The following is a 15,915-nucleotide window of genomic DNA, read 5'->3' on the forward strand; positions in this document are numbered from 1 at the left end:
TTCACGAGTCGATCAGACCCACAGCTGACTTAGACGCAAGCCAGCGCCTTGGCCTCCCGCCGACGCCGGTGCAGGATCGGCTCGGTGTAGCCGTTGGGCTGCTTGGTACCTTCCAGCACCAGCTCCTTCGCGGCCTGGAATGCGATGCTGCCCGCGAAGTCCGGCGCCATCGGCCGGTAGTTCGGGTCGCCCGCGTTCTGCTTGTCGACCACCGGCGCCATCCGCTGCAGGCTGGCCACCACCTCATCGGCGGTAACCACGCCGTGGCGCAGCCAGTTCGCCATCAGCTGGCTCGAAATACGCAGGGTCGCACGGTCTTCCATGAGACCGATATCGCGGATGTCGGGCACCTTGGAGCAGCCGACGCCCTGGTCGATCCAGCGCACCACGTAGCCGAGGATGCCCTGGGAGTTGTTGTCCAGCTCCTGCTGCTTCTCCTCGGCGGACCAATTCGGGTTCGCCGCGAGCGGGATCTCCAGGATCTGGTCGACGGTGGCGCGACGGCCACCGGCGGCGATCTCCTGCTGGCGCTCGAACACATTGACCCGGTGGTAGTGCGTCGCGTGCAGGGTGGCGGCGGTCGGCGAGGGCACCCACGCGGTATTGGCGCCCGCGCGCGGGTGGCCGATCTTCTGCTCGAGCATGTCGTGCATCAGATCCGGCATGGCCCACATGCCCTTGCCGATCTGCGCCTTGCCGGGCAGGCCGGCGTCCAGACCGGTGTCGACGTTCCAGTCCTCGTAGGACAGGATCCACTGCTGGGTCTTCATTTCGGCCTTGCGGACCATCGGCCCGGCCTCCATGGAGGTGTGGATCTCGTCGCCGGTGCGGTCCAGGAAGCCGGTGTTGATGAACACGACACGCTCGGCGGCGGCCTGGATGCACGCCTTGAGGTTGACCGTGGTGCGGCGCTCCTCGTCCATGATGCCGACCTTGAGGGTGTTGCGGGTCAGGCCGAGGACATCCTCGATCCGGCCGAACAGCTCGTTGGTGAAGGCGACCTCATCGGGGCCGTGCATCTTCGGCTTCACGATGTAGACCGAACCGGTGCGGCTGTTCTTGAGTTCGGTGTCACCGAGCAGGCTGTGCTTGGCGATCAGCGAGGTGATCAGGCCGTCCATGATGCCCTCGGGCACCTCGTTGCCCTCGACATCGATGATCGCGTCGGAGGTCATCAGGTGACCGACGTTGCGCACGAACAGCAGCGAACGGCCGTGCAGCACCAGCTCGCCGCCGTCGAGCGCGGTGTACACGCGGTCCGGGTTCATGGTGCGGGTGAAGGTCTTGTCGCCCTTGGTCACCTTCTCGGCCAGCTCACCCTTCATCAGGCCGAGCCAGTTGTGGTAGCAGAGCACCTTGTCCTCGGCGTCCACCGCGGCGACCGAATCCTCGAAGTCCATGATCGTGGTGACCGCGGACTCCAGCACCACATCCTTGACGCCCGCCGGATCGGTCTTGCCGATCGGCGAGGCGGCATCGATCTGGATGTCGACGTGCAAACCGTTGTGCTTCAACAGGATCGAGGTCGGCGAGGCCGGATCGCCCAGGTAGCCGACCAGTTTCGCGCCGTCGGCGGCCAGGGTGGTGACCTCGTCGTTGTTCAGCGTGACGGCCAGCTTGCCGCTATCGATCGCGTAGCGCGTCGAGGCCAGGTGCGAGCCGTTGGCCAGCGGGGCGGCGCTATCGAGGAACTTGCGCGCGAATTCGATCACGCGGCCGCCGCGGACCGGGTTGTAGCCGGTGCCCTTCTCGGCGCCGTCGGCCTCGGAGATGGCATCGGTGCCGTACAGGGCGTCGTAGAGCGAGCCCCAGCGCGCGTTCGCGGCATTGATCGCGAAGCGGGCGTTCATCACGGGCACCACGAGCTGCGGGCCCGCGGTGGTGGCGATTTCGGCGTCCACGTTCTGGGTGGCGATCTTGAAATCGGCCGGTTCCGCGCGCAGGTAGCCGATGTCACCGAGGAAGCTCTTGTATGCGGCCTTGTCATAGTTCGCGCCGGGGTGCTCGGCGTGCCAGGCATCGAGCTTGCCCTGGATCTCGTCGCGTTCGGCCAGCAGGGCGCGGTTGCGCGGGGCGAGGTCATTGATGACCTGCTCGGCTCCGGCCCAGAACGCGGCGGAATCTACGCCGGTTCCGGGAAGCGCCTGGTTCTCGATGAACTCGTGGAGAACGCTGGCCACCTGGAGCCCGCCGACCTGAATCCGCTCTGTCATCTACTGCCTCACTTTTGAGAAAGCCGGGTGGGAAAAAATCGCAACCAATGTTACCCGTCGGTAGTGATGTGACGGTGCGTCGGGTCGATCGCCGCGCGGCGTTATTGGCTGCCGCCGCGCCGAACCTCGGATGCCGGTTCGTCAGCGAGTCGCGATGGATGTCTTGCGGGGATCGCCCAGGACCCCTTGATTGTATCGGTCCGCGGATTTAATGTACTGACTGGAACATTTAGTGCCGTTCCCGCATCGGAATCAATGGAGTGCAAGGTGGCATTGCCGGAACAGTCGTTAGCGGACAAGGTCGCGCTGGTCACCGGCGGTAGCCGGGGCCTCGGCCGCGAGATGGTGCTGGCCTTCGCGGCCGCCGGAGCGGATGTGGTGATCGCCAGCCGCAAACTCGACGGGTGCGTCGAACTCGCCGATGAGGTGAAGAACACACACGGTCGGCGCGCATTGCCGGTGGCGTGCAATGTCAGCGACTGGGCGCAGTGCGATGCGCTGGTCGAGGCGGCGTACGCGGAGTTCGGCCGAGTCGACGTGCTGGTCAACAATGCGGGGATGTCGCTGCTGTATCCGAGCCTGGATCAGGTGAGCGAGGCGATGTTCGACAAGGTGATCGGGGTGAATCTCAAGGGGCCGTTCCGCTTGTCGACCTTGATCGGCGCCCGAATGGCGGCCGCCGGTGGCGGCTCGATCATCAATATCTCCTCGATCGAGGCGGCGCGGCCGGAACCGCTCGCGGTCCCCTACGCGGCCGCCAAGGCCGGACTGTCCAATCTCACCGGCGGCCTCGCACAGAGCTTCGGACCGACGGTGCGGGTCAACACGATCCAGTGCGGTGCGTTCGCCACCGATATCTCCAAGGCGTGGCCCGATGAGTTGCGGGCCGAGCTGACCCGGCACATGGCGCTGGGGCGGGTCGGGCAGCCGGACGAGATCGTCGGCGCGGCCTTGTTCTTCGCGACGGAGGCCTCGGCTTACTGCACCGGCGCGACGCTGGCCCTGGACGGAGGCTGGCGATGAAGGCGCTGACCTATGCCGGCCCGCAACAGATCTCGTTCACCGAGGTACCCGATCCGGTGCTGCCCGGCCGCGACGGGGCGATCGTGCGGGTGACCGCGGCCGGTATCTGCGGTAGCGATCTGCATATCTACGCCGGGCACGGCTTCACCAATGGCATCGGGTACAGCGTCGGGCACGAGGCGGTCGGTGAGATCGTCGAATTGGGTCCGGATGTCCAGGGATTCGCGATCGGTGATCGGGTGCTGGTGTCCGCGTCGGTTGGCTGCAATCGCTGTGCGAAGTGCAAGGCCGGCATCGTGGCCGCCTGCGAACGGCATCCCCTGCCGGTCGATGCCTGCTACGGCCTCGGCGGATCGCTCGCGGGCGCGCAGGCCGAATTCCTGGCGGTCCCCCGCGCCGAGGGCAACCTCGTCCGGCTACCGGACACGGTCAGCGACGAGGCTGCGATCGTGCTCACCGACAATGCGCCGACCGCCTGGTACGGCGCCCGTCGGGCCCGGATCGCGCCCGGTGAGACGGTGGTGGTGATCGGGCTCGGACCGGTTGGGCTGATGGCCGTGCAGTCGGCATTCGCGATGGGTGCGTCGCGGGTGCTCGGCGTGGATCTGGTGGCCGAACGTCGCAAGCGCGCCGTCGAATTGGGTGCGGAGGTGGTCGAATCCGACGAACCCAAGACCGTCATTCGCGAAATGCTCAGCGGTGGTGCGGATGTCGCGATCGAGGCGGTCGGCGCGGATGCGACCATCAAGCTGGCCATCAGCGCCGTCGGGCATCGCGGGCGAGTGAGCGTGGTCGGCGTCAGCCAGAATCGCGCCTTCCCGTTCCATATGCAGCTGGCGCAGGTCAAAGAACTCGAATTCCATATCGGACTGTGTTCGATCCAATACGAACTGCCCGCGCTGCTGCGGCTCACCGCCGCCGGTCGGCTGCGGCCCGAAGCCGTTGTCACACATCGATTCCCGATGTCGCAGGGTGCGCACGCCTACCGCATGTTCGCCGATCGAGCCGACGGCGTGTCCAAAGTCGTCCTGGATCCGCGAAAATGACTGCGGCATCGCGAACCGATTCGGTGAGCGGTGGTGGCCGGGTTACCGGTGGACCCGAGATCGCGGCACCCCGACGCCGCGGCCGTCCACCGGCCGCGGAGACCACCGCCGAGGCGACCCGGGGGCGCATCGTGGCGGCCGCGGTGGAACTGTTCGCGGAGCAGGGTTTCCATGGCACGGGCGTCGCCGAAATCGGAGACCGGGCCGGGGTGCAACGTGGCGCGCTGTACTACCACATCGGCTCCAAGGAAGAGTTGCTGTGGCAGATCCTGCGCGATTACATCCAGTTGATGCTCACCGACGCGCAGCGGATCTCCCGTGGCACCGATGACCCGATCGGCAAGCTGCGCAAGCTGATCCGCAGCCACGTCGGGCTGATCATCGAGCACCGCAGGGAGGTCGCCATCCAATTGCGCGATGTCACCGCGCTGACCGGTGACCGCGGCGAGGAACTGCAGGAGATGCGCGACGAGGTACAGCAGTGTTGGCAACGCGTCATCGATGCGGGCCACGCGACGGGCCTGCTGCGCACGAACGACCACGTGGTCACCAACAGCGTGCTCGGCATGCTCAACATGGTGACCTTCTGGTACCGCCCGCACGGCGGCCGCTCCCCCGAGCAGATCGCTGACATCCTCGCATCCACCGTTCTCGACGGCATCGTCACCACGACAACGAAAGGCTGACCATGGCTTGGGATTTCGAAACCGACCCGGAATACCAGCGCAAGCTCGACTGGGCGGCGGAGTTCGTGCGCACCGAGGTGGAGCCACTCGACCTGCTGTACCCGAATCCCTACGACCGCACCAACACCGAGGCGATGGCGCTGATGCGCCCGCTGAAGGAGAAGGTCAAGGAGCAGGGGCTGTGGGCCTGCCACCTCGGACCCGAACTCGGCGGTCCCGGCTATGGGCAGCTCAAACTCGGACTGCTCAACGAGGTGCTCGGCACCTCGGTCTGGGCGCCGTCGGTATTCGGTTGCCAAGCACCGGACTCCGGTAATGCCGAGATCCTCGCGCACTACGGCACCCCGGAACAGAAGGCCAAGTATCTGGAGCCGCTGCTCGCCGGTGATATCGGCTCCTGTTATGTCATGACCGAACCGACCGGCGGCTCTGATCCGACGCTGTTCAAGACCCGCGCGGTGCGCGACGGCGACTCCTGGGTCATCAACGGCGAGAAGTGGTTCAACTCGAACGCGCAGTTCGCCAGCTTCCACATCGTCATGGTGGTCACCAATCCGGATGTCAGCCCGTACCAGGGCATGTCGATGTTCATCGTGCCCGCCGACACACCCGGACTGGAGATCGTCAAGAACTTCCACGTGCACGGGTTCAGCGAGCACGAGGGTCACCTGCGCTTCACCGACGTCCGGGTGCCCGCCGACCATCTGCTCGGCCAGGAAGGCTTGGGCTTCATCGTCGCGCAGACCCGCCTCGGCGGCGGTCGCGTGCACCACGCCATGCGCACAGTCGCGTTGGTGCGCAAGGCCTTCGACATGATGGCCGAACGCGCCGTCTCGCGGCCGATGCGCAAGGGAACGCTGGCGGGTCTGCAGATGACCCAGGAACGCATCGCGGACAGCTGGATCGAGATGGAGCAGTTCCGCCTGCTCGTGCTGCGCACCGCCTGGCGCATCGACAAGGAACAGGATTACCTGAAGGTGCGCAAGGACATCGCCGCCATCAAGGTCGCGATGCCGAAGGTGATGCACGATATCGCCCAGCGCGCACTGCATCTGCACGGCGCCATCGGCGTCAGCCAGGACCTCCCCTTCGTCGACATGATGAACTACGCCGAGGTCATGGCGATCGCCGACGGCCCCACCGAAGTCCACAAGATCACCCTGGCCAAGGAGGTCCTGAAGGACTACGCCCCCGGCGACCCGGTGTACCCCAGCGGCTACCGCCCCGCGCTCCGCGAACAAGCGCGCGAACTGGTCGCCCGCCGCCTGGAACATATCGTCGGCAACCTGTAGTCCGAACGCTGGATTCGGCGGGGCCCGGATGAACGTCCAGCTCCCGGAAGGCGACAGAGTGATCGCATACGAGGTGCGGCGGGTGCACAGTTGCGAGTTCTGCGGCACCGACGACCAAGCCCTCGGCACCCACGGTTCCTTGGACCGGGCCAAGTCGACCGCCGAACAAGACGCGGGCCTGGCCCTGGAATGGGAGGGGTTCACCGCCGACGGTGAGTGGCCGCTGTGCGCCGATCCCGGGGACGGCGTCTACCGCTACTACATCTACGCGCGGGAGGCCACAGCGTGACGGCAGCCAGCGATGCTCGCGTTGCCGGGTCCAGGGCATCGCTGCGATCCGCAGTATCCCGCAACGGGACTCAGTTGCGGGACCGACGGCATACGTCGGATGGGCGCGGACGGTGCGCTGAATTCCACTCGGCCCGTGGGCATTGCGCGCGACAGCGAGATGCGGCCCAGGGAACGGCAATTCCCGAACACGGGACGAATGCCGGTCAACAGGGTTCAATGGATGCTCACACGATGACGCACGGGGAGGGAATCGTTGGTGTCTGTCACCACCACAACCGTGGACGAGGCGGACGCCGCCTCGGACACGATGGAGGAGCCGCGCACCCTCGCCCGCGGCTCCTTCATCCCCGCACACCTGACGCGAAAGTCGCCGCAGCGCTGACCGAATAGCCGCCCATCGCGGCAAGTCGGCGAAAAATGTCCACCCTTTGTCATAGGATGTTCTCGCATAACCCCTGCTCAGACCATACGGTTGTCTCCGACGCGGCGGCAGGCAGTCGCGTACGGCCCTCGGCCGGTTCGGACCTAGCAAAACTGAGGTGTGGACCATGTTTATGCGCAAGATGATCGGCGCCGTGGCGGGAACCGTCATGGTTGGTGCGGCGGGCGCCGTCGGCGGTGCGGGTGCGGCCACGGCCGCGCCGGGTTGCCCCGACCTCTACGTCGTGGCGATACCCGGCACCTGGGAGACCTCCGATGCCAACCCCAGCGAGGGCATGCTCGGGAGCGTCACCGATAACCTGCCGCGGAACACCCGTACCGACTATGTCACTTACGCGGCGACCGCATTCCCCTGGGAGACCGATGTTTACGGGCGCTCCAAGAGGCAGGCCATCGATAACGCCCGCGGCCTGGTCCTCGCGATGGCCCAGCAGTGCGGCGCGACGAAGATCGCGCTGATCGGCTACAGCCAGGGCGCCGACGCGGCGGGCGATCTCGCCGCCGAAATCGGCACCGGGCTCAGTCCGATCCGGCCCGAACGTATTGTCGCGGTCGGTCTCATCTCCGATCCGCGCCGCGCCCCCACCGATGTACTGGTCGGTCCGCCCGTGGATGGTGCCGGTGCGGGCGGCCCGCGCATCGGCGGCTTCGGCTTCCTCACCCCGCAGACCCGGACCATCTGCGCCGTCGGCGACCTCTACTGCGCCGCGCCGCCCACCGACTTCGCCGCCCGCTTCGCCGGATTCCTGGCCCAGGCCTCCGATCCCGATCCGGCGCAGCTGTGGCGCTATCAGCAGGAGGCGTTCGCGATCATCAACGACCTGATGGCGGCCGGGGTGGTCCCGCTCGTCCAGCATCAGCTGGCCGATCCGGAAATGAAGGAACGCAAACAGGAATTCGAGCGCTTCTACAACTCGTTCGTACACCAGAACTATCCCGCTTACGTCGTGGATTCCAGCGGCGCGACCGCCACCTCGTGGATGCGGCAGTGGCTGGTGAGCCTGGCCTGAAAAACCCTTCGCCAGCGGTGGGCGCGCTGTGCCACCATGGATTTCGATGATGATCACCCGATACCGCGGGTGATCGAGGAGCTTCGGAGAGGAGGAGGCGGCCGTGACCATTGTCCTATCGAGCCCGCGTCGGTATGACGTGCGCGTCGAGCAGGTAACCCGCCGCCTCCTGGCCGGTCACTGACCGGCCAGCCGCCTCCCCCGACTCGCTCGTTCTCCCGAAACATGGTGATTCCCATGACGTTCCATCGTGCCGCCGATCCGGTGGTGTCAACTGTCGATAACTGGATACACACCCGAGTACTGGTACTCAACGCCAGCTACGAGGCGCTCACCGAGATCAGCGCCGAGCGGGCCGTCGTGCTGGTCATGGGCGGAGCCGCGGAATCGATCGCGGATCGGGAACCGCACTTCCCGATCCGGTCCAAGCACCTCGAGCTCGCACTGCCGGAGACGATCCGGCTGCTGCGCTACGTGTACCTCGACCACGTGACCCGGGTACACGACGGCAGCCGGGCGACGTTGGCCGGTGTGCTGCGCCGGGACAACCACCGGTGCGGTTACTGCGCGTCCTGGGCACGCACCGTCGACCACATCCGTCCGCGCAGCCGGGGTGGTCCGAACACCTGGAACAACCTGATCGCGGCCTGCGCACCGTGCAACTCGACCAAGGCCGACCGCACGCCGGAGGAGGCGGGCATGCGGTTGCTGTGGGAGCCGAAGGCGCCCAACGATATGGCCAAGCGCCAGCAACGGATCTGGAAGCAGCTGGCCGCCACCTGAGCCGAGAGAGAAAGGAGAAGGCTCGAAATGACCGTCGAATTGGAGATCAACGCAGTTGTCGACCTGACCGACCTGCTCCCGCTCTCGGATTCCCGGGAGTGGCATCGGGCGGCCTGCCGCGGCGACCCGAACCACGAGGCGTGGTTCCCGTACCCGTCGCAGGACTTCGCATACGCGCGTGAGGTTTGCGCTGGCTGCCCGATCCGGCATGCCTGCGGTGACTTCGCCGCGCGCACCGGACAGTCCGGGGTTTGGGGCGGACACGAGTTCGACCGGGGACGGATGATCCGGCCCTAGGTACCATGGCCCGCCACGCCGTGCCGATGCGCCGCACCGGGCGCACCGGCACGGCAAATCTCGCGTGACCATACACTGACGATCGTGGGCACACATCGCAGCGGAACCAGGTCCCGGGGCGTCAGCAAAGGTCCGGTTATCGCAGTGATTGCCGTTTTGCTGCTAGTCGCGGCGGTCTTCGCGTTCTTTCAACTCAGTAATCGCGCCGAGAGTCGCGACAAGTCGGCCGCGGCCGAGTGCAAACAAGGGCCGTCGACGCTGTTCGTCACCGTCGATCCGGAACTCGCCGACCCGGTGCGCGCCGCCGCCGAACGGTACAACGCGACCAACCCGAAGGTGCGCGACCATTGCGCGAAGGTGGTGGTTACCGCCCAGCCGTCCGCGGCGATCGTCGCCGGGTTCACCGCGGGCACGCCGTGGAACGGTGCGCTCGGTCCGCAGCCCGGACTGTGGATCGCCGATTCGATGCGCTCCATCGAATCCATGCGCGTGCCCGGCCTGATCGAGGGCACTCCAGCGCCCGTCGCGATGAGTCCGATCGTGGTCGCCGTACCCGAGGAGCTGCGGCGCGCGCTCGAGCAGGCGAAGATCACCTGGGCGGATCTGCCACGGCTGCAACAGGGTTCGCTCGACGAGCTGGGCCTGCCCGGCTGGGGTGGGCTGCGGATGGCGCTGCCCTCCGGTGACGCGACTCTCGCCGCGGCCGCCGCCGTCGGCTCGGCGGTGTCGGGCACCGATCCGCTCAGTGACGTGGCCGCACAATCCGGTCAGGTTGTCGCCGCGATATCCGGGCTCGCCGCCAAGGCTGCGCAGTCGGCGGATACGACAACGGCACTGGCCGGTCTCGATGGTTCCGATTCGCCCGTCCACGCGGTGGCCGCTACCGAGCAGCAACTCAAATCGCTTGGTGGCACATCAGCATTCCGGCCCGCCGGAAGCACACCGGTCGCCGATCACCCGGCCGCGCTGATGTCCGGAGCCTGGGTGGACAAGACGCAGAATCTGATCGCGTCGATATTCGCCGACTACCTGCGGGCGCCTCAGCAGTCCGCGGCCTTCACCGCGGCCGGATTCGCCGCCGCACCGGCGGCCGCCGCGCCCGCGCCGTCGCGGACCGCATTGGACAAGGTGCGTGCCACGCTCGCCAATCCCGTTCTCGGAGTGCAGGCTACGGTGCTGCTCGACGTGTCGTCCTCGATGGGGAATACCGACGGATCCGCCACCCGACTGTCCAATGCCCTCGGCGCCCTTCGCTCCACCATCAACGTGATGCCGCCGGACTTCGGCCTCGGCGTCTGGACCTTCGGCAAGAATCTCGACGGCACCAAGCCGTACAAGATCCAAACCCCCACCGCGCTCTTGAGCAACGAGCAGCGCACCACACTCGATACGGCTCTGGATACGGTGAAGCCCACCGATTCTCGCCCCGACCAGGCCTACCCGTCACTGCTGGCCGCCTACCACGCCGCCGTCCAGGCATACACCCCCGGACGCACCAATTCGGTCCTGCTGATCACCGACGGCCCCGACGACGACTCCACCGTCACCGGCGCCAAACTGCTCACCGAACTGACCGCCGCCACCGACCCCGCCCACCCGATCCGCATCGATGTGATCGTCATCGGCGGCACCGGCACCGAAACTCTGCAAACCGCCGCCAAACGCACCGGAGGCACCTACACCCGCCTGGCCACCTCGGACGACATCAGCTTCGGTACCGCAGTTGCGCACGCGTTGACGACGCCGTGAGGCTTGCGGGTCGACCTGTGCTGGCTCCTGTTGCCCGGAACGGACTCTCCACCACCGGGTGTTGATATCGCCTGGCCAACACGATGATTCATACCGAAACCGGGGCGGATCCAGAAGATTGGCCGTCCGGTTTAGGCGGTAGCGTGCCGATCGCCGGACAGCACACCGCCCCACAGTGCGATGATTTCCCGGTGACTTCCTGGCTTCCGCTCCTGAGCTCGCTGATCGTCGCCGTCGTAGCACTCGTCGGCGTCGTGATCAACAACCGAACCAACCGCGATGCGATCACCGCGGCCGACGCGCGCAACCAGACCACGCTCGACACCGCGCAGCGCAACATCGAGACGTCCAATGCCGCCGCCGAACGCCGCGAACAGGACAAATGGCGACGCGATTCCATCCTGACCGCGGTCTCCTCGACCCTGGAAACCGCCGCCGCCGTGCGCCAAGATCTGTGGGACACCCTCAACCTGAAGGCCGAAAGTGTCGAGGATGTGGACAGTTTCGGCAAACAGGTCCTCGAAAGCATCGCCACTCTCAACGGCTTCATCACCCGACTCCGCGTCCTGGCCAACCCCAAGATTCCGAGCCGCTGCGAAGATCTGGTCCGCACCCTCACCGCCGCCCAGAGCATCACCGTCCAACGCCTCAAGGTCGAGCTCGACGAAGAAGCCACCATGGACGACGTCAACGCGATCCGCGCCCTATGGCACAAGGCCATCTCCAACACCGTGGAAGAGGAACGCGGGGTCATCAACGCAACCCGCTCCGAACTCGGCATCGAAGCCCTCAGCATCCTCCCCGAACACGCCCCCGAACCCGCACCCGAACCCGAACCAGCCTGACCCTGCGTCCGGCAGCCGTCGGAAACACCGCACCACCCCAATAGCGAACCACCGTCGCCTCGCCCCCACTGCGATCGTCGCCCTCCGCCCATCACTCGATGCGGGACCGGACGTGGCGGCCTCAGTCCTGCCCGCACCCGAGCCATGGACAGAGCGAAAGCCCGAGCGCACCGCGGTGACCTTGGTGCACTCGGGCTTCGAGAAGCCGGGGGGCGACCCGATAACCGTCAGTACGCGTCGAGCGGCGGGCAGGAGCAGACGAGGTTCCGGTCACCGTACGCACCGTCGATGCGCCGCACAGCAGGCCACACCTTGCCCCGCGACGGATCCACACCATGCGGGTACACCGCGATCTCCCTGCTGTACGGGTGATTCCACTCCGCGACCAGGCAGGCCGCGGTATGCGGCGCACCACGCAGCGGGTTGTCCTCTACCGGCCACACACCGGCGCCGACCTGGTCGATCTCGGCCCGGATCGCCGTCATCGCGAGAATGAATTCGTCCAGCTCCGCGAGGTTTTCGCTCTCGGTGGGCTCCACCATCAGCGTGCCAGCGACCGGGAAGCTCATGGTCGGCGCGTGGAATCCATAGTCCGCCAAGCGCTTTGCCACATCATCGACGGTGACGCCGGTCTGCTTGGTGATATCACGCAGGTCGAGGATGCACTCGTGCGCGACCATCGAGTTCTCACCGGTGTAGAGCACCGGGAAGTGCTCGTTCAAACGACGGGCGATGTAGTTCGCCGACGCGATCGCGGTCAGCGTCGCCTCGCGCAGACCATCGGCACCCATCATCCGGATGTATGCCCAGGTGATCGGCAGAATCGAGGCCGAACCGTACCTGGCGGCGGACACCGCGTGCGAACCCGGCTGCAGCGGATCGCCGGGCAGGTACTGGGCCAGATGCGAGCGGACCGCGACCGGCCCGACACCGGGACCGCCGCCGCCGTGCGGAATGCAGAAGGTCTTGTGCAGATTCAGATGGCTGACATCGCCACCGAATCGGCCCGGACGGGCCAGGCCGACAAGCGCGTTCAGGTTCGCACCATCGACGTACACCTGACCGCCCGCATCGTGCACCAGCGCACACAACTCGGCGACCTCGTGCTCGTACACACCGTGCGTCGACGGGTAGGTGATCATGATGCAGGCCAGCCGCTCAGCGTGATCGGCGATCTTGGCGCGCAGATCGTCCAGATCCACGTCACCGTTCTCGCGGCACTTGACGACCTCCACCCGCATGCCCGCCATGGTCGCCGAGGCGGCGTTGGTGCCGTGCGCGCTGGAGGGAATCAGGCAGGTATCGCGGTGTGCGTCACCGCGATCGAGGTGGTAGCGGCGGATCGCCAGCAGTCCGGCGTATTCGCCCTGACTGCCCGCATTCGGCTGCAGGCTCACCGAATCGTAGCCGGTGATCGCGGACAGCCAGTTCTCCAGATCGGTGATCACCTTCAGCAGGCCGGGCGCATCCTCGACCGGAGCGTAGGGATGCACGCGGGCGAAGCCGGGCCAGGTGATGGCCTCCATCTCCGCGGTCGCGTTGAGCTTCATGGTGCAGGAGCCGAGCGGAATCATGCTGCGGTCCAGGGCGATGTCCTTATCGGAAAGCCGCCGCAGATAGCGCAACATCGCGGTTTCGGTGTGGTAGCTGGTGAATGCCGGATGGGTCAGGAATCCCGAGGTCCGGGTCTCGATCGAGGGCGCCGCCGCGGGCGCGCTGGCCTCGGAAGACAATGCGGTGCCGAAGGATTCGAGCACGGCGGCGACATGTGCGTCGGTGGTCGCCTCGTCACAGGCCACGCCCACGTGATCGGCGTCGACCAGCCGCAGGTTGATACCGCTCGACTTCGCCTTCGCCACAACGGCTTCCGCGCCCCCTGGCACCCGCACCAGCAGCGTGTCGAAGTAGTTCTCGTGCACGACGGCGCCGTCGAGTCCGGCCGCGATGGCCGTCGCGCGCCGATGCACGCGCCGGGCGATCTCGCGCAGCCCGTCGGGACCGTGGTAGCTGGCGTACATCGCGGCAACGATCGCCAAGAGCACCTGCGCCGTACAGATATTGGAGGTCGCCTTCTCCCGGCGAATATGCTGCTCACGGGTCTGCAGTGCGAGCCGGTACGCCTTGTGGCCATCGGCATCCACCGACACGCCGACCAAACGCCCCGGCAGCTGACGTGCGTGCTTGGCATGCACGGACAGATATCCGGCGTGCGGCCCACCGAAGCCCATCGGCACACCGAAACGCTGTGTGGTACCGAAACATACGTCCGCACCCTGCTCCCCCGGCGGCGTAATCAGCGTCAGCGCAAGCAGATCCGCGCCGACCGCGACCAGTGCGCCCCGCTCGTGCGCCGCCTCGATCACCGGTCGCCAGTCCACGATCCGGCCCGACGCACCCGGAAGCTGGACCAGCACACCGAAGAACTCGCCATCGGGCAGCTCACCGCCGGACAGATCCGCCTCGACGATCTCGATTCCCAGCGGCTCGGCCCGGGTGTAGAGCACGGTCTTGGTCTGCGGGAACAGATCGTCGGAGATCAGCAGCCGCGCGGACTTGGATTTGCCGGCCCGGCGCAGCAGTGTCATCGCCTCGGCGGCGGCGGTGGCCTCGTCCAGCATGGACGCGTTGGACACCTCCATTCCGGTCAGATCCGACACCATGGTCTGGAAGTTGAGCAGCGCCTCGAGCCGCCCCTGGCTGATCTCGGGCTGGTAGGGCGTATAGGCGGTGTACCAGGCCGGGTTCTCGAGCAGGCTGCGCACCAGCACCGGCGGGGTCAGCGTGTCGTAGTAGCCCAGCCCGATCATCGTGGTCGCGACGGTATTCGAATGGGCGAGCGCGGCCAGTTCGTCGAGCACCTCGTGCTCGGTCGCGGCGGGCGGCAGCGCCTCGAGTCCGGAGCCGTCCAGAATGCTGGCGGGCAGCGCCGCGGTGGCGAGCTCGTCCAGCGAGCCGACGCCGACGACGTCCAGGATCCGGGCGAGTTCATCCCGGTCGGGTCCGATGTGGCGGTCGGCGAATGATCGAGTCACGACAAGCTCCCAAGGTCGGGCGGGGTCGACCAGCAGCGGTCGACGAGTACCGGCCCTCCCCCTCTGTCGTGGAGCCTGAGAGATTCGGTCGTCACGACGTAGTTGCCGGGACCCCTTTCCCCATGGGCGGGCGACCCCCGCGTTGTGCGGAGTCACCACTTTCCAGAGACGTCGAAGCCCGTACGGTCCCTTTTGCCTGAGAGATTGACGGGGAGGTGCTGCTCCTTCGGCGCCCGAACTCTTGTGAAGTCCGGAACTCTCCCGCACGGCGGCGACGCATCGCTAGTTTATGCCGAGGACACGCCGAAGTTCGCCACAGGTGCCCACCGGGTCGTGTCGTCCTCGTCACTCTGCCCGCGCCACCCACGGCCACGTACGCGAGCGCTTCGGCGTCGAAACTCGAGGCATGCACCGTCGCGCTGCGCCATCGGAAAATGATGGTGGAACTCGAAGTGGCAGTCCCGCAGGGATTTTCACGACTCACCGAGACCGCTGACCGGCCACGACATCCGAGTGTCGGTGCCCACGTCGAGGGCCCGGTCGCATCGACCGCGCCCCCGACCGACGCGGACCGCCTAGCCGGTCTTCCGGTTCATCCGAGCCTTACGACGGAAGGACAACTCGTCCTCCGGCCGTTCGCTGGCACTTCCGCTCACGGCCCGCTCGGCCGGGAAGTTGGCGATGGCTCCGGTCAGTTCCCGCATGGCGCCGCTGACCGCGATTCCGAAGACGCCCTGCCCACCCTGCAGTAAATCGACTACCTCCTCGGGCGAGGTGCACTCGTACACCGAGGTGCCGTCCGAGAACAGCGTGATGCCCGCCAGATCCTGCACCCCGCGGCTGCGCAGATGGTCGACGGCGATGCGGATGTTCTGCAGCGAGATGCCCGCGTCCAATAGTCGCTTCACGATTTTCAGGACCAGAATGTCCTTGAACGAATACAGCCGCTGGCTGCCCGAGCCCGCTGCCCCGCGAATGGAGGGCACGACCAATCCGGTGCGAGCCCAGTAGTCGAGCTGCCGGTACGTGATCCCGGCCACCTGGCATGCGCTGGGTACGCGGTAGCCGACCAGATCGTCGGGCACCGAATCATCCGGGAACAGGCCTGGCTGTACCACATCCTGCGATTGCTCTGCCACTGACCACTCCCTTGCTCCGCCGACGCCTAGCCTCATCAAAGACCCAGCTCCGTCACGACCAACGACCG

Annotated in this window: 14 protein-coding genes and 1 riboswitch; of the genes, 11 read left to right on the forward strand and 3 right to left on the reverse strand. The window is 66.6% G+C overall.

Annotation, left to right across the window (positions count from 1 at the left end):
• Positions 1-29: 29 nt before the first annotated feature.
• The gene (locus ACHQ4I_RS23250; protein WP_420773908.1) at positions 30-2,213 is read right to left on the reverse strand and encodes a malate synthase G; all 2,184 of its coding nucleotides are present in this window, start codon (positions 2,211-2,213) and stop codon (positions 30-32) included.
• Between the two features lie 267 nt (positions 2,214-2,480).
• On the opposite strand from ACHQ4I_RS23250, the gene ACHQ4I_RS23255 reads away from it, so the two are divergent.
• The 11 genes from ACHQ4I_RS23255 (at position 2,481) to ACHQ4I_RS23305 (ending at position 11,676) form a co-directional block, all read left to right on the forward strand.
• Positions 2,481-3,236: a glucose 1-dehydrogenase gene (locus ACHQ4I_RS23255; RefSeq protein ID WP_476445402.1), complete on the forward strand. Its 756-nt coding sequence runs from the start codon at positions 2,481-2,483 to the stop codon at positions 3,234-3,236.
• Positions 3,233-4,282: an alcohol dehydrogenase catalytic domain-containing protein gene (locus ACHQ4I_RS23260; protein ID WP_420773909.1), complete on the forward strand. Its 1,050-nt coding sequence runs from the start codon at positions 3,233-3,235 to the stop codon at positions 4,280-4,282. Before ACHQ4I_RS23255 ends, ACHQ4I_RS23260 begins: the two co-directional genes overlap by 4 nt.
• Entirely contained in the window at positions 4,279-4,968 is a 690-nt protein-coding gene (locus ACHQ4I_RS23265) for a TetR/AcrR family transcriptional regulator (RefSeq protein ID WP_420773910.1), read from the forward strand. Before ACHQ4I_RS23260 ends, ACHQ4I_RS23265 begins: the two co-directional genes overlap by 4 nt.
• 2 nt (positions 4,969-4,970) lie before the next feature.
• Entirely contained in the window at positions 4,971-6,260 is a 1,290-nt protein-coding gene (locus tag ACHQ4I_RS23270) for an acyl-CoA dehydrogenase family protein (protein WP_420773911.1), read from the forward strand.
• A 58-nt stretch (positions 6,261-6,318) separates the two neighbouring features.
• Complete coding sequence (locus tag ACHQ4I_RS23275; RefSeq protein ID WP_420773912.1) at positions 6,319-6,549, forward strand: hypothetical protein; 231 nt, start codon at positions 6,319-6,321, stop codon at positions 6,547-6,549.
• A 258-nt stretch (positions 6,550-6,807) separates the two neighbouring features.
• Positions 6,808-6,933 (forward strand): hypothetical protein, encoded by a 126-nt coding sequence (locus ACHQ4I_RS23280; RefSeq protein WP_420773913.1) that lies wholly within the window; start codon positions 6,808-6,810, stop codon positions 6,931-6,933.
• A gap of 166 nt (positions 6,934-7,099) precedes the next feature.
• Positions 7,100-8,002 (forward strand): cutinase family protein, encoded by a 903-nt coding sequence (locus ACHQ4I_RS23285; RefSeq protein WP_420773914.1) that lies wholly within the window; start codon positions 7,100-7,102, stop codon positions 8,000-8,002.
• 237 nt (positions 8,003-8,239) lie between these two features.
• Positions 8,240-8,785 (forward strand): HNH endonuclease, encoded by a 546-nt coding sequence (locus tag ACHQ4I_RS23290; RefSeq protein ID WP_420773915.1) that lies wholly within the window; start codon positions 8,240-8,242, stop codon positions 8,783-8,785.
• 27 nt (positions 8,786-8,812) lie between these two features.
• Positions 8,813-9,082 (forward strand): WhiB family transcriptional regulator, encoded by a 270-nt coding sequence (locus ACHQ4I_RS23295; RefSeq protein WP_420773916.1) that lies wholly within the window; start codon positions 8,813-8,815, stop codon positions 9,080-9,082.
• A 144-nt stretch (positions 9,083-9,226) separates the two neighbouring features.
• Positions 9,227-10,831, forward strand: a complete 1,605-nt coding sequence (locus ACHQ4I_RS23300) for a VWA domain-containing protein (RefSeq protein ID WP_420773917.1) — start codon at positions 9,227-9,229, stop codon at positions 10,829-10,831.
• Positions 10,832-11,022: 191 nt separating this feature from the next.
• Positions 11,023-11,676: a hypothetical protein gene (locus tag ACHQ4I_RS23305; RefSeq protein ID WP_420773918.1), complete on the forward strand. Its 654-nt coding sequence runs from the start codon at positions 11,023-11,025 to the stop codon at positions 11,674-11,676.
• A gap of 227 nt (positions 11,677-11,903) precedes the next feature.
• On the opposite strand, the gene gcvP is transcribed toward ACHQ4I_RS23305, so the two are convergent.
• Together gcvP and ACHQ4I_RS23315 are read right to left on the reverse strand one after the other, a co-directional pair.
• Positions 11,904-14,708 (reverse strand): aminomethyl-transferring glycine dehydrogenase, encoded by a 2,805-nt coding sequence (gene gcvP / locus ACHQ4I_RS23310; RefSeq protein WP_420773919.1) that lies wholly within the window; start codon positions 14,706-14,708, stop codon positions 11,904-11,906.
• A gap of 173 nt (positions 14,709-14,881) precedes the next feature.
• Positions 14,882-14,982, reverse strand: a riboswitch (glycine riboswitch).
• A gap of 301 nt (positions 14,983-15,283) precedes the next feature.
• The gene (locus ACHQ4I_RS23315; protein WP_364381510.1) at positions 15,284-15,847 is read right to left on the reverse strand and encodes a MerR family transcriptional regulator; all 564 of its coding nucleotides are present in this window, start codon (positions 15,845-15,847) and stop codon (positions 15,284-15,286) included.
• Positions 15,848-15,915 lie beyond the last annotated feature (68 nt).

It is taken from the genome of Nocardia nepalensis, assembly GCF_048910785.1.
In the GTDB taxonomy this organism is placed as follows: domain Bacteria; phylum Actinomycetota; class Actinomycetes; order Mycobacteriales; family Mycobacteriaceae; genus Nocardia; species Nocardia nepalensis.